The organism is Maribacter sp. Asnod2-G09 (genome assembly GCF_045063795.1).
GTDB lineage: Bacteria > Bacteroidota > Bacteroidia > Flavobacteriales > Flavobacteriaceae > Maribacter.
Genome location: NZ_JBEFOA010000005.1, coordinates 272,012 through 286,260, shown reverse-complemented (window position 1 = coordinate 286,260; position 14,249 = coordinate 272,012). Strand labels below are relative to the sequence as shown.

Genomic DNA, 14,249 nt, shown 5'->3' with positions numbered 1-14,249 from the left:
TTTGTAAAAGTTGACTACATATTTTATGTACCCTTATTAAACATATGATAACATTGGTAAATGTTTTGATAACCTAAGTTGAAAACTTTACATTTGCCGAAGTAAAAAAATAATAAACGACTATAATGAATATACCAGCTGAATTAAAATATACGAAAGATCACGAGTGGGTTAAGATAGAAGGTGATGTTGCTACTGTAGGTATTACAGATTTCGCACAAGGTGAATTAGGTGATATTGTTTATGTAGAAGTCGATACCCTAGACGAAACATTGGATCGCGAAGCTATTTTTGGTACGGTAGAAGCAGTAAAAACTGTTTCTGACTTATTCTCTCCTTTATCTGGTGAAATTGTTGAGTTCAACGAAGCACTAGAAGACGAGCCAGAAAAAGTAAATTCTGATCCATATGGTGACGGTTGGATGGTGAAAATTAAATTTAGCGATGCTAGCGAATTAGAAGATTTGCTTAGCGATGCTGCATATAAAGAGATAATAGGTGGTTAAAAACACTATTTATAAAGTACTTTTCATAAGCTGGATGATGTTTGTAACATTTTCCAGCTTATTTTCTTTTTCAGGAATTGGTACCTCAAGGTTCAATATTCCGCATATGGATAAGGCTGTACATTTTACCTTTTACTCTGTAATGGTAGTGCTAGGTTACTTGGCAATACCTAAGAGCAAAGAGCAAGGTGTAGGTAGGTCTAAGTTATTGTGGTACATTGTTTTATTTGCTATACTGTACGGCATAATTATTGAAGTATTACAACATGTAGCTACCGCTGATAGACACGGAGATCCGCTAGATGCGCTTGCAAATTCTACCGGAGCGATTGTTGGAATGTTGGCTGTTAGATTTATATTTTTTCGGGTGCCCTCGTTAAAATGAAAATTTTAGTTGCATTTTTATGGATTAATTAGTTAAATTAGCAATCACTAAATTGAATATATATGGAACCTAAAAAGAATCCAAAGGCGGATTTAACAAAGAACAGCAGTCTTTATTTCGTTATCGGTTTATTCGTGGTAATGCTATTTACTTTCGTAGCATTTGAATGGAAAACGTATGATGAGGTAAATGATTATGATATTTCTATGAATGTGGATGATCTTTTAGATGAAGAGGTTCCAATGACAGAACAAATCAAAACTCCACCACCTCCACCACCACCAGCTGCACCTGAAATTATCGAGGTTGTAGAAGATGAAGAAGAGGTAGAAGAAACTGTAATCGAGTCTACAGAAACTAGTCAAGAAGAAGAAATCGTTGAGGTTGACGATGTTGTTGTTGATGAAATTGAAGAAGATGTAGATGTACCTTTTGCAGTTATTGAAGATGTACCTGTTTTTCCAGGTTGTGAGAACGAGAGCGATAAAAGAGCTTGTTTTAACAAAATGATTCAAAAACACATTGGTAAAAACTTCCGTTACCCAGAAATTGCTCAAGAAATGGGTGTTCAAGGTAGAGTTAGTGTAATGTTCGTAATTCAAAAAGATGGTAGTATCGGTAACGTTAGAATGCGTGGACCAGATAAAAACTTAGAAAAAGAAGCTGCGAGAATTATCAGTAAATTACCTAAAATGACTCCTGGTAAGCAAAGAGGTAGAGCAGTACGTGTTCCTTTTAGTATTCCAATTAACTTTAAATTACAATAGTATTTAGTTACTGTTTTAATCATATAAAAAATCCCGAGCAATTTGCTCGGGATTTTTTTTGCTTTAAACTTTCCCTAGAGATTATTACTTATATAATATTAGAAACTGGTCTATATGTTGAAAGTTGACAACTACTTACTGTACCGTATTTAACTCAGTCATTTAATAGTTGTATTTGAGGTTTGATTTTTAACAAGGTCAATAATACTAGAAATAAAGCTTTTAGGTTGCAGAAATATGACTTGGGGGTTATCTTTGCAGATCTATAAAAAAGAGTATGAAAACGGCTGTTGGTTCGGAAAAAGAAAGTGCTTTTGCATTGATTTTTGCCGATTTTAAGGAGATTACCAAAGCTAGATTGGCTGTTAGTGTCGTTTTTTCTTCGATAGCAGGTTACTTTTTAGGTGCTTACGAAATACAATGGTTTCAAGTTTTGCTTCTTGCTTTTGGAGGGTATTGCATGGTTGGTGCCAGTAACGCGTATAATCAAATTATAGAAAAAGATTTAGACGCTTTAATGAAGCGTACTAAAAATAGACCCATACCTACAGGTCGTATGTCTGTTAATACGGCAATGACTTTGGCAATTGTACTAACACTGGTCGGTATATTATCACTCTATCTTTTGAATCCTAAAACAGCAATGTTTGGGGCAATTTCTATATTTCTATATACGAGTGTTTATACTCCTTTAAAAACAATTACTCCGCTAGCAGTGTTTGTAGGTGCAATACCTGGGGCAATACCTTTTATGTTAGGTTGGGTGGCTGCTACTGATGATTTTGGTATAGAGCCCGGTACATTATTTATGATTCAATTTTTCTGGCAATTCCCTCATTTTTGGGCATTAGGATGGATGTTAGATGATGATTATACCGCTGGTGGATTTAAAATGTTACCGACAGGGAAAAAAGATGCAGCAACGGTATTGCAGATAATAATGTATACTATTTGGATGATGGCAGTTTCAATAATTCCGGTTTTTGGTATTACAGGTAGGCTTCAATTATCGATAGTTGCTGCAGTACTAATCTTTTTAATGGGTGCTGTTATGTTAGGTTTTGCTTTTCAATTGTATAGAAAAAGAGATAATGTTTCGGCAAGAAAATTAATGTTGGCAAGTGTCAGTTATATTACACTGATGCAAATAGTTTACGTAATAGATAAATTTTTAGCTTAATTATGGATTTAACACAAGGTACGGCGGCAGAGAAAAATGCAAGGGCAAAAAAGATGATGCTTTGGTTTGGTATTATCAGCCTATTAATGGGTTTCGCAGGGTGGACAAGTGCTTATATTGTAAGTAGTTCGCGAGAAGACTGGTCTAGCGACATTACGCTACCAAATTCTTTTCTATATAGTACTATAGTTATCATTGTTAGTAGTCTTAGCTATATGATGGCAAAGAAAGCAATTAGTGAAGGTAAAAATGCAAGCGGTACTAAATGGCTATTGGCAACGTTAGGTTTAGGAGTGCTTTTTATTTTTCTACAGTTCTCGGGTTTTTCTCAATTAGTATCCGAAGGATACTACTTCACAGGACCTACAAGTAGTATAAAAGTATCTTATGTCTTTTTGATTGCAATGGTGCATGTAGTGCATGTTGTGGCGGGTATGATATCATTATTGGTGGTGTTGTACAATCAAAACAAAGGAAAATATAGTAAAGAGAACTATTTAGGTGTTACCTTAGGGGCAACATTCTGGCATTTCTTAGATTTATTATGGGTCTATTTGGTGTTATTTATGTTCTTTGTGAAATAAAAAGTGTATCAAAGTTAGTTTTGAGTCAAATTGCGTTTTTAAATAGTTCAAAAAAATGTAAATTTGCTAAAGTTTTATTAAAACGATAATTAGTATATGAATTCTACGGTGACTACGGGAACGGAAACAAGCGTATGGGGTGGTGGCAACCAGCCTTTAGGAGCAAGCTATGGAAAAATGATGATGTGGTTTTTCCTTGTATCGGATGCGTTAACTTTCTCTGGATTTTTAGCAGCATACGGCTTTTCAAGATTTAAATTTATTGAAACATGGCCAATAGCGGACGAAGTGTTTACACACGTTCCTTTCTTTCATGGAAATTACCCCATGATTTATGTTGCACTTATGACTTTTGTTTTGATCATGTCATCTGTAACTATGGTTTTAGCAGTTGATGCTGGTCATAAAATGAAACAGAATGCGGTTATATGGTATATGTTCGCTACTGTAATAGGAGGTATCATCTTCGTTGGTTCTCAAGCTTGGGAATGGGGTACTTTTATTAAAGGTGACCATGGTGCTTTAGAAACTAAAGGTGGTAGAATATTACAATTTGTAAAAGCTGATACAGGTGAGAGAGCTTCGTTAGCAGATTTCGCAGCGTCTATACCAGATGATAGAATTATTCACGAAAGAAAGAACGGACTTTGGTTTTTTCAAGAGCCAACATTAACTAGTGTTTCATTAACAGAGGTTGTTGAAGGGTTTAAAGCAGATTCTAATATTTTAATCAGAACTGAACAAATCAACGAAGAAGGCGAGAAAACACTTTTAGACAGAAAGGCTTCATTAGCAAAATTGGCAGAGGCAACACAAGTTGTTGAAGGTGCTAACTTGATTCATAATGAATATGGAAGCAGACTTTTTGCTGACTTCTTTTTCTTTATTACAGGGTTTCACGGTTTCCACGTATTCTCGGGTGTAGTAATTAATATTATCATTTTCTTTAATGTTGTTATAGGTACTTATGAAAGAAGAGGTCATTATGAAATGGTTGAGAAAGTCGGGTTGTACTGGCACTTTGTAGATTTAGTTTGGGTATTCGTATTTACCTTCTTCTACCTAGTGTAATCCAATTAAGAAAAACAGCATTACTGAAAATAGAATTTTAGATTAAAGTAAAATGGCAGACGGACATAAATTAGAAATTTTTAGAGGACTTGTAAAGTTCAAATCTAACACACAGAAAATCTGGGGAGTATTAGCTTTTTTAACGCTTATAACTGCAGTAGAAGTGGTATTAGGTATTATTAAGCCGGCATCATTAACTGATACTTATGTATTGGGTATGAAATTGATCAACTGGGTTTTTATTATATTAACCTTAGTTAAAGCTTATTATATCGCTTGGGATTTTATGCACTTACGTGACGAGAAGTCTTCATTAAGAAGGGCGATTGTTTGGACACCAATATTTTTGGTTATTTATTTGACATTTATTCTTCTTGTAGAAGCCGATTATATTTATAATGTATATAAAGATGGCTTTGTAAGTTGGAACTTCTAAGTTATAATTAACAGTATTAAAAGACGGTTTTATAACCGTCTTTTTTATTTTTGTATAGTTTGTAATTTATTGATTATATCTATTGTAACTAATTAAATGGTTTCAATAACTAGTCTTCCTGATTTATGAAAAAGACCTTTGTTCTTGTTGTCTTATTTATACTGCCAATTGTGGCGTATCTATTCTTTGCTTCTGGGGTAACTAATTTTGGTAAGCTATCGCAGCTAACAAAAAATGTTCATGAAATAGATTTTTCTGATGAAGCTAAATTCAAAGGTAAAATTACCATATTAGGTTTCTTAGGTTCTGATGTTGAAGGTAGAAAGGGTAATGCATTCAATATAAATCAAAAAATATATAAACGCTTCTACGAGTTTAAAGACATCCAATTTGTTATGGTTGTTGCCAATGATACGGAAGGTGAAGTTGAAGCGCTTAAAACAGAGCTGGCTACACTAGCAGATAATGATAAGTGGAATTTCGTGTCTGCTAATGATACTCAAATTCAAGACCTTTTTAATAGTTTAAAAACCGACATAGTATTAGATGCTAATAACAGTACTTCATATGTTTTTATAATAGATAAAGACTTGACATTAAGAGGTAGGTCAGCTGATGAGGATGATGGTACGAAATATGGTTTCAATTCTAACTCCGTTTCAGATTTGAATAATAAAATGATCGATGATGTAAAAATCGTACTAGCAGAATACAGGCTTGCATTAAAAAAGAATAATACTGATCAATCTAAATAATGAACAAGAAGTATACATACGTTTGGGTTTCGTTAATTGTGCTGATTTTCGGCATCATTGTAGTGCCAAGAATAGTAGAAAGATTGTCTTCTGGATCGGTAGTTGAGAACGATCGTTTAAATGTTTCTGCAAAAGAGAGTAGCGATAAGCTTGGCTATATATTGTTAGATGGGAAACGAAGAAAAGTGCCTGCTTTTGAATTTATGAACCAAGATAGTATTGTTGTTTCTGATAAAGACTATTTGGGTAAGGTATATGTAGTAGATTTCTTTTTTACAAGATGCCCAAGCATTTGTCCTGTAATGACAACAAACTTAGTAGATGTGCAAAAGCATTTTAAAGATGCTGATGACTTTGCAATAGCATCTTTTAGTATTACACCAGAGTTTGATACACCACAGGTATTGAGAGATTATAAAGAGAAATATCAAATTCAAGATAAAAACTGGAATTTAATGACCGGTGATCATGATGGTATATATGAATTGGCAAATGCAGGTTTTAATATTTTTGCGGCCGAAATGCCAGATGTTCCTGGTGGGTTTGAACATTCGGGTTTATTTGCCTTAGTAGATAAAGATGGTTACCTACGATCAAGAATAGATGACTTTGGTAACCCAATAGTATATTACAGAGGTGCTATTTTAGAAGAAAAAGGGGTTAATGATCATGGCGAAACAGAAGAAATAGGGATTCTGAAAGTTGATATTCAGAAATTGTTAGAAGAATAAGTAAGAAGTATGCAAGGGACTGTTAAAGACGAGAAAAAGTTTAATAAATTAATTGCAGTTGTTTCTGTTATTATACCAATAGTAGTTGCAATTCTTTTTGGTGTTAAGTTGCCTAATGTTGAGCCGCTTTCATTTCTGCCTCCAATCTATGCCACAATAAATGGAATTACGGCTGTATTACTGTTAGTAGCTGTCTGGGCTATTAAAAATGGTAATCAAAAGTTGCATCAGAGTTTAATGACAACCAATATTGCGTTGTCTTTATTATTTCTTATGATGTATATAGCGTATCACATGACATCAGACTCTACTAGTTATGGGGGTGAAGGTGCTATTAAATACGTCTATTATTTTATTCTTATTACTCATATCGTACTTTCTATTGCATTAATTCCTTTAGTGCTGAGAACTTATGCTATGGCATATTTAAAGAAGTTTGAAGATCACAGAGCATTGGCAAAGTATACATTTCCTGTTTGGTTGTATGTTGCCGTTACCGGTGTTGTAGTTTATTTAATGATATCTCCCTACTATGCATACTAAACAAATAATCTTATTGGTAGTTGTAATGTTTCTGTTGATCCCAATAGATGCTGAGGCGCAATGCGCAATGTGTAGAGCGGTTTTAGAAAGTGAATCTTCTGGTAAAACAGCCGAAGGTATTAATAATGGTATCGTTTATTTAATGGCTGTACCGTATGTTTTGGTAGCTGGTCTTTTCTATTTTATCTACAAAAAGATGAGGCCTTAAATCTTTTTTATAGTTTTTTTTCACAAATAGTGTAACATTCTTCCTTTTGGTTAGTCTTATGATTGTGTGATAGTTGTATCGCGCTCATCAATCAATCAAACTAATCAATCAATCTTATGTTCGACTTAGAACGTTGGCAAGAAATTTTCGATACTATTCGCAAGAATAAGCTACGTACATTTCTAACCGGACTTTCCGTTGCTTCAGGTATATTCATTCTAGTTATTTTATTGGGTTTTGGTCAAGGCATGCAAAATGGTATCGCCAAAGAATTCGAACAAGATGCTGCTACCAGTGTTTGGGTCTGGCCGGGTGTTACCACTATGGGTTATAAAGGTATGAACCCGGGTAGACCTATTCAATTTCGTAATGAGAATTACGACATGGCGGGTGTGTTGTTTGAGGACCAAATAGAAAATAAATCGCCAAGGTTATTTGTTAGAGGGGTATTCGTAAACTACGGTAGCGAGTCTTTAGCTTATAATGTACAGGGTGTTTCTGATCAATTTCAATTTATCGAAAATGAGTTTATGACCTTAGGTAGGTTCCTCAATCAACAAGATGTTGATGCTAAGGCTAAAGTGGCAATCATTAGTAATAAGATTAATCGAGAAGTATTTCATGCGCTAGAAAGTCCTGTAGGGGAATTTTTAGACCTCTCTGGCATCCCTTTTAAAATTGTTGGTGTATACGGTGATATTGGTGGCGAACGTGAAGAGGATCGTATTTATATTCCTGTAAGTACCGCGCAGCAGGTTTTTAATGGCGCCGATCATTTAAATAATCTTTCCTATACATTACCTCCTGTAGAAGATTTCGAAACTGCCGTTGCACAATCTATCAAGTTTAAGAATGAATTAAAATCGTATTTACAAAAAGCACATACGGTGGCGCCAGAAGATACAAGTGCCATTCAAGTATATAACCCTATGGAAGAGGCTAAGCGCTTTTATGCATTAATGGGAGGTATCAAATTTTTCTTTTGGTTTGTAGGGGTTTGTACCATTATCGCTGGTATTGTTGGGGTGAGTAACATTATGCTCATTGTCGTGAAAGAACGCACCAGAGAAATAGGTATTCGCAAAGCGTTAGGTGCCAAGCCATGGTCAATTGTTGGTATGATTTTACACGAAGCAATTTTTATTACGGCAATAGCGGGTTTCACGGGACTCATTTTAAGCATGGGGCTGCTCGAAATTGTAGGTCCGCATGTAGAGGTAGATTATGTTTTGAATCCCTCAGTGAATTTCAATGTTGCCTTAACCACGGTATTTGTATTGATTTTTGCAGGAGCAGTAGCGGGATTTTTCCCTGCATGGCGAGCGGCTAAAATTCATGTGATAGAAGCATTAAGAGACGAGTAGTAAAATATAAAAAGCATTATTAATTAAGATATAACCATGTTCAATAGAGACCGTTGGAAAGAAATCTTAGAAGTATTATCTAGCAATGTATTTAGAACATTGGCTACTTCTTTTGGTGTGGGCTGGGGTATTTTTATTCTGATTATATTACTTGCTGCAGGTAAAGGTTTGGAAAATGGCATTCGTGCCGATTTTGGCGATATCGCTACCAATACCATGTTCATGTGGTCACGTAATACGACAATGTCTTATAAAGGATTGCCAAAGGGAAGACGTTTTAATTTTAAGCTAGAAGATGTACAATCTATAAAAGATAATATTCCCAATTTAAGATTCATCTCTCCCCGAAATCAATTAGGCGGATTTGGTGGGGGTAATAATGTTGTTCGCGGTTTAAAAACAGGTGCTTTCAATGTCTACGGAGATTATCCAGAAATTATACGGCAAGAACCCATGACCATTACATCGGGTAGGTTTGTAAATCATAATGACATTCAAGACAAAAGAAAAATTGCAGTAATTGGTGTTGGCGTACGAAATGAACTTTATGATCGAGGAGAAAAAGTACTAGGAACCTACATTAAAATTCAAGGAGTCAATTTCATGGTAGTAGGTACCTATCAAAAGAAAGATGATGGCGGTGGTGAAGAAGGACAGAAAGAAATCTATGTTCCATTTACTGCTTTCTCGCAAGCTTTTAATATGGGTAATGATGTTGGGTGGATGGCCATTACCGCGCTAGATGGTAGTTCCATTTCTAATCTCAAAGAGAAGATTGTAAATGTCGTTAAGGAGAATAGAAAAATTCACCCCGATGATAAACGTGCCGTTGGGTATTTTGATTTGTATGAACAATATAATCGCGTCGAAAGTCTATTCGGTGCATTACGCTGGGTAGCCTACTTTGTAGGGGTGCTTGTGCTATTATCCGGAATTATCGGCGTGAGTAATATTATGCTCATTGTAATTAAAGAACGAACAAAAGAAATCGGAATTCGTAGGGCTTTGGGCGAAGCGCCATGGTCTATCAAAAAACAAATTTTAATGGAATCTATTTTCCTAACGATCATATCGGGTATGATAGGCATTGTTTTCGGTGCGGCATTTATTTATGGCGTCAATGCGGTGCTAGACTCCGTAGGTCCTGTAGATATGTTTGTAAACCCTAGTGTAAGTTTAGGTGTGGTAGTGAGTGCACTGGTTATTTTAATATTTTCCGGTTTGTTAGCGGGATTCATACCTGCACAAAGTGCCATCAAAATAAGACCAATTGAAGCTTTAAGAACAGAATAAAATTATCATCAAAATATAACCAATCAAAAAATGAAAAAGTCAACAACAATTATCATCCTGCTTATTATAGTGCTTGCCTTTGGCGGGTCTATGTTCTATTTGTATTCAAAAAATGCAGAAGATCCAGTGGTGTATCAAACAGAAGAACCTACTAAGCAGACCATTATTAAAAAGACGATGGCAACGGGTAGTATTCTTCCGTTAGAAGAAGTGCTTATTAAGCCAAATATATCTGGAGTAATTGAGAAGATTTTTGTGGAGGGTGGCGACTATGTAAAATCTGGCGATTTGCTGTGTACTATTAAAGTGGTACCTAATCTAAGTTCTTTAAATGATGCTAGAAATAATATTAATGAAGCTAAAATCAACCTAGATGATCAATTGCGTAATTTAGATCGTCAAAAAGGATTGTTTTCTAAAGGTGTAATTTCTAAAGTAGATTTAGAGCGTGCTCAGTTAAGCTATGATCAGTCGAAACAGTCTTACGCAGCTGCTAATAAAAGATATGATATAGTAAAAACGGGTACTACTTCTGGTTTTGGTAATGCCGCAAATACACAAATTAGAGCAACGGTTAGTGGTATGGTACTCGAAGTACCCGTAGAAGTAGGTAATCAGGTTATTGAAAGTAATAACTTTAATGAAGGTACTACCATAGCAGCTATTGCAGATGTAGATAAAATGATTTTCGAAGGTAAGGTCGATGAGTCTGAAGTAGGTAAAATTAAAGAGAATCTTCCGTTAGAAATTACCGTTGGTGCCATTGAAGATAAAGTTTTCGATGCTGTTCTAGATTATATAGCTCCGAAAGGAAATGAAGAGAATGGTGCTATACAGTTTGAAATTAAAGGAACCCTTAAAAAACAAGACTCCGTATTCATTAGAGCTGGTTTAAGTGCTAATGCATCTATAATTTTAGCGCGTGCAGATAGTGTTTTAGCTGTGAAAGAAGCTTTGGTGCAATTCGATGATAAAACCAAAAAACCTTTCGTAGAAATCGCAACTGGTGATCAAGAATTTGAAAGAAGAGATATTGAGTTGGGTATAAGCGATGGTATTCACGTACAGATCAATTCAGGTATTGAAGAAGGTGATAAAATTAAGGTTTGGAACGAAGTAGTGCCCGATGAGCTTGCCGAGAACGAATAAAATAAAAAAAGTATTAAATTGATGTAACAAATTTTACACTGCATAGTCTAATGAATAGGCAGTGTAAAAATTGTTCAAAACAACAACCAACATGATTCAAATTAAAGATCTTCATAAGTCCTATAAAATGGGCAAGAATTCTCTTCACGTTCTTAAAGGAATAAATTTTAATGTTGAAGAAGGGGAGTTAGTAGCTATCATGGGCTCTTCTGGTTCGGGTAAATCTACCTTATTAAATATTTTAGGTATGTTGGATAGCTCTGATTCTGGAGAGTATATTTTAGATAACGTTCCCATTAAAGATTTAAATGAAACGAAGGCTGCTCGTTATAGAAACAAGTTTTTAGGTTTTGTTTTTCAGTCGTTCAACCTTATCAATTATAAAAGTGCGGCAGAGAATGTTGCCCTGCCATTATACTACCAAAAAGTACCGAGAAAAGAACGTCAAGAAAAAGCTTTAAAATATTTAACCCAAGTGGGTCTTAAAGAATGGGCTGGTCATTTGCCTAGCGAACTTTCTGGTGGTCAAAAACAGCGTGTTGCCATAGCTAGAGCATTAGCTGCTGAACCAAAAGTATTGCTTGCCGATGAGCCTACCGGAGCATTGGATAGTAAAACATCTTATGAGGTGATGGACTTGATTCAGAAAATTAACGACCAAGGTAATACCATTTTAATAGTTACTCATGAGCCAGATATTGCTGATATGTGTAAACGTATTGTGCATTTAAAGGATGGGGTTATTATTGAGGATAAGAAAATAGAACAAGTAAGAGCCGAGCAATATGTTTGATAGAGACATTTGGCAAGAAATATACCATAGCATAAGCAACAACAAGCTTAGAACTTTCCTTACCGGGTTTTCGGTAGGTTGGGGTATTTTCATTTTGGTATTGCTTTTGGCTTCTGTAAAGGGAATGCAAAACGGATTTACACTTCAGTTTAGTGATGATGCTACCAACTCCATTTTTGTTAGAACAGGTACTACTTCTTTAGCCTATGGAGGGTTTGAAGCTGGGCGAAGAATACAAATGACCAATGATGATATTGAATACATCAAAAGAAGTTTTCCTAATGATGTAGAGTATATTAGCCCGAGAGTATATCAAAATACATCGGCACGTTATAAGAGCGAAACGGGTAGTTATAATATACAGGCAGTTTACCCGGATCACCAAGCTATTGAAAAGACTTTAGTAAATAAGGGTCGATTTATAAATACTAACGATTTAATGAATGCCTCTAAAGTTGCCGTTATCGGTAGAAAAGTTGAGGAAGATTTATTCAAGAACGAAGATGCCATAGGTAAGTTTGTTGAGTTTAACGGACTGCCTTTTAGAGTCATCGGTACGTTTACCGATGATGGTGATGATAATGCAGAGCGAAACATTTATGCGCCTACCAGTACATATCAAAAAATGTATGGGCAAACGGATCACATTGATCAGATTGCTTTAACCTATAATCCTAATTACGATTTAACCGAAGCTCTTGCTTTTTCAGATCGATTAGAGAATGTTTTTAGAAGGCGTTTTAAAATTGCACCCAAGGATCAATCAGGAATCAGAATCTTTAACTACGCAGAGGTTTTTGAAGATATCAGCAACTTTACAGGTGGTCTTGATATCGCAGTAATTATTGTGGGACTTTTAATATTACTATCTGGTATTGTAGGTATCGGTAATATTATGGTGTTTATAATTAAAGAACGTACAAAAGAAATTGGTGTTCGTAAAGCTTTAGGTGCAGAGCCGTGGTCAATAATAAAATTAGTCTTGTTCGAATCTGTTTTTATAACTGCCTTATCAGGATTTATAGGATTAGGGATTGCAACGGGATTATTAGCGGCTATCGGTCCGAGTATTAAAACAGGGGCTTTTGCAAATCCGTCGGTTAGTATGTCAATGGTTGTAACTGCAACTATAATATTGATTGTAGCAGGCGTTCTCGCAGGATTGATTCCGGCAATGAAAGCAGCAAGAGTAAAACCAATTGTAGCATTAAGCGATAAATAATATGTGGATATTTGATAGAGATTTATGGTCAGAGATTTTTGCCACATTAGGTAAGAACTTGTTTCGTACATTTTTAACCATGTTAGGGGTTATTATAGCGATGATAATTCTTGTACTATTATTAGGTGGTGCAAACGGAATGAGCAATGGCTTTCAGAAAATATTCGCTGGTACGGCGTCTAACAGTCTCTTTGTTTGGAGTCAAAGTACATCTGAACCTTATAAAGGATTTGAAAGAGGTCGTAGAATTCAATTCAAACTAGAGGATGCAACGATTTTAAAAGAGCAAATACCAGAAATAGAAGTTCTTGCCCCAAGAATAGAACTTGGTAATCATAGAGGTGTGGTTACAGTGTATAGAAACGGATTAACGAGTGGGTCGGCGGTTTATGGTGATTATCCGAATGTGGATGAAATCATGAAAAAGAAACTGGTAGAGGGCAGGTTCTTGAATGAAAATGACATGACCGAGTCTAAAAAAGTCTGTGTTATTGGAGAAGAAACCTATAAGCTTCTGTTTGAAAAAGGTGAAAATGCGATAGGGGAAGATGTTCGTATTAACGGCGTGTTTTTTAATATCGTCGGGATATATAAGCCGAACCAAAATATAAATATTGACGGTGAGAATTCAGTGTATATTCCATTTTCAACATTTCAAAAAGCTTTTGGATCAGGAGATAAAATGGGATGGATGGCAATTTCTGTTCAGTCAGATACTAAAGTACCTGTAGTTGAAAGTCAAATAAAACGCCTGTTGAAAAACAAGTATGATATCAACCCCATAGACGAACGCGCAATTGGTAGTTTCGACATGTCTGAAGTCTTCAATAACGTATCGGCATTTACAGGTGTTTTGCAAGGGGTATCATTCTTCGTGGGAATATTAACATTGCTTGCTGGCGTAATAGCCATTAGTAATATCTTATTGATTACGGTAAAAGAACGTACCAAAGAAATAGGTATTAGGCGTGCTTTAGGTGCTACACCAAAAGTGGTAAAAAGACAAATTGTATTAGAATCAATAGTAATTACGGTGTTTGCAGGCTTTGTCGGTTTTGCAATTGCAATAGGTTTTCTGGCGATTGCGAATAATATGATTGGCGAAAACAGTGATGTGCCATTTTATAATCTTATGATTAGTATACCACAGTTTTTAGGTTCTTTTATTTTAATGGTTGGTCTGAGTGTTTTAATCGGATTGATACCTGCGAATAGAGCCATAAGAATAAAACCAATTGACGCATTAAGAGAAGAGTAACAGA

17 protein-coding genes are annotated in these 14,249 nt (G+C 35.4%); all 17 read left to right on the top strand.

Annotation, left to right across the window (positions count from 1 at the left end):
* The first annotated feature begins 125 nt into the window (after positions 1 to 125).
* The 17 genes from gcvH (at position 126) to ACJJVT_RS13365 (ending at position 14,245) form a co-directional block, all read left to right on the top strand.
* Positions 126 to 506: a glycine cleavage system protein GcvH gene (gene gcvH, locus ACJJVT_RS13445; RefSeq protein ID WP_282049208.1), complete on the top strand. Its 381-nt coding sequence runs from the start codon at positions 126 to 128 to the stop codon at positions 504 to 506.
* Between the two features lie 34 nt (positions 507 to 540).
* Positions 541 to 891, top strand: coding sequence for a VanZ family protein (locus tag ACJJVT_RS13440; RefSeq protein ID WP_405401040.1), 351 nt, complete (start codon positions 541 to 543; stop codon positions 889 to 891).
* 62 nt (positions 892 to 953) lie between these two features.
* Entirely contained in the window at positions 954 to 1,658 is a 705-nt protein-coding gene (locus ACJJVT_RS13435) for an energy transducer TonB (protein WP_073242381.1), read from the top strand.
* A 277-nt stretch (positions 1,659 to 1,935) separates the two neighbouring features.
* Positions 1,936 to 2,838 carry a heme o synthase gene (gene cyoE, locus ACJJVT_RS13430; RefSeq protein ID WP_405399366.1) on the top strand — a complete coding sequence of 301 codons (903 nt, stop codon included), beginning with the start codon at positions 1,936 to 1,938 and terminating at the stop codon, positions 2,836 to 2,838.
* 2 nt (positions 2,839 to 2,840) lie between these two features.
* Positions 2,841 to 3,422, top strand: coding sequence for a heme-copper oxidase subunit III (locus ACJJVT_RS13425; RefSeq protein ID WP_405399364.1), 582 nt, complete (start codon positions 2,841 to 2,843; stop codon positions 3,420 to 3,422).
* A gap of 96 nt (positions 3,423 to 3,518) precedes the next feature.
* A complete protein-coding gene (locus ACJJVT_RS13420) occupies positions 3,519 to 4,493 on the top strand; it encodes a cytochrome c oxidase subunit 3 (RefSeq protein WP_299797374.1) in 975 nt (324 codons plus the stop codon).
* Between the two features lie 52 nt (positions 4,494 to 4,545).
* Positions 4,546 to 4,929, top strand: a complete 384-nt coding sequence (locus tag ACJJVT_RS13415; RefSeq protein ID WP_073242389.1) for a cytochrome C oxidase subunit IV family protein — start codon at positions 4,546 to 4,548, stop codon at positions 4,927 to 4,929.
* A gap of 125 nt (positions 4,930 to 5,054) precedes the next feature.
* On the top strand, positions 5,055 to 5,684 hold the full coding sequence (locus tag ACJJVT_RS13410; protein WP_405399361.1) for a hypothetical protein: 630 nt from the start codon (positions 5,055 to 5,057) through the stop codon (positions 5,682 to 5,684).
* Positions 5,684 to 6,415 (top strand): SCO family protein, encoded by a 732-nt coding sequence (locus ACJJVT_RS13405; RefSeq protein WP_405399359.1) that lies wholly within the window; start codon positions 5,684 to 5,686, stop codon positions 6,413 to 6,415. The genes ACJJVT_RS13410 and ACJJVT_RS13405 overlap by 1 nt, the downstream gene beginning before the upstream one ends.
* Before the next feature lie 9 nt (positions 6,416 to 6,424).
* Positions 6,425 to 6,958 carry a DUF420 domain-containing protein gene (locus tag ACJJVT_RS13400; protein ID WP_405399357.1) on the top strand — a complete coding sequence of 178 codons (534 nt, stop codon included), beginning with the start codon at positions 6,425 to 6,427 and terminating at the stop codon, positions 6,956 to 6,958.
* Positions 6,948 to 7,166 carry a hypothetical protein gene (locus tag ACJJVT_RS13395; RefSeq protein WP_405399355.1) on the top strand — a complete coding sequence of 73 codons (219 nt, stop codon included), beginning with the start codon at positions 6,948 to 6,950 and terminating at the stop codon, positions 7,164 to 7,166. The genes ACJJVT_RS13400 and ACJJVT_RS13395 overlap by 11 nt, the downstream gene beginning before the upstream one ends.
* A gap of 116 nt (positions 7,167 to 7,282) precedes the next feature.
* The gene (locus ACJJVT_RS13390; protein ID WP_405399353.1) at positions 7,283 to 8,530 is read left to right on the top strand and encodes an ABC transporter permease; all 1,248 of its coding nucleotides are present in this window, start codon (positions 7,283 to 7,285) and stop codon (positions 8,528 to 8,530) included.
* A 36-nt stretch (positions 8,531 to 8,566) separates the two neighbouring features.
* Positions 8,567 to 9,823, top strand: a complete 1,257-nt coding sequence (locus tag ACJJVT_RS13385; RefSeq protein ID WP_405399351.1) for an ABC transporter permease — start codon at positions 8,567 to 8,569, stop codon at positions 9,821 to 9,823.
* Positions 9,824 to 9,853: 30 nt separating this feature from the next.
* Complete coding sequence (locus tag ACJJVT_RS13380) at positions 9,854 to 10,972, top strand: efflux RND transporter periplasmic adaptor subunit (RefSeq protein WP_405399349.1); 1,119 nt, start codon at positions 9,854 to 9,856, stop codon at positions 10,970 to 10,972.
* Positions 10,973 to 11,063: 91 nt separating this feature from the next.
* A complete protein-coding gene (locus ACJJVT_RS13375) occupies positions 11,064 to 11,765 on the top strand; it encodes an ABC transporter ATP-binding protein (protein WP_324023771.1) in 702 nt (233 codons plus the stop codon).
* A complete protein-coding gene (locus tag ACJJVT_RS13370; protein ID WP_405399347.1) occupies positions 11,758 to 12,987 on the top strand; it encodes an ABC transporter permease in 1,230 nt (409 codons plus the stop codon). The genes ACJJVT_RS13375 and ACJJVT_RS13370 overlap by 8 nt, the downstream gene beginning before the upstream one ends.
* Position 12,988: 1 nt before the next feature.
* Positions 12,989 to 14,245, top strand: a complete 1,257-nt coding sequence (locus ACJJVT_RS13365) for an ABC transporter permease (protein WP_405399346.1) — start codon at positions 12,989 to 12,991, stop codon at positions 14,243 to 14,245.
* Positions 14,246 to 14,249: the final 4 nt, after the last annotated feature.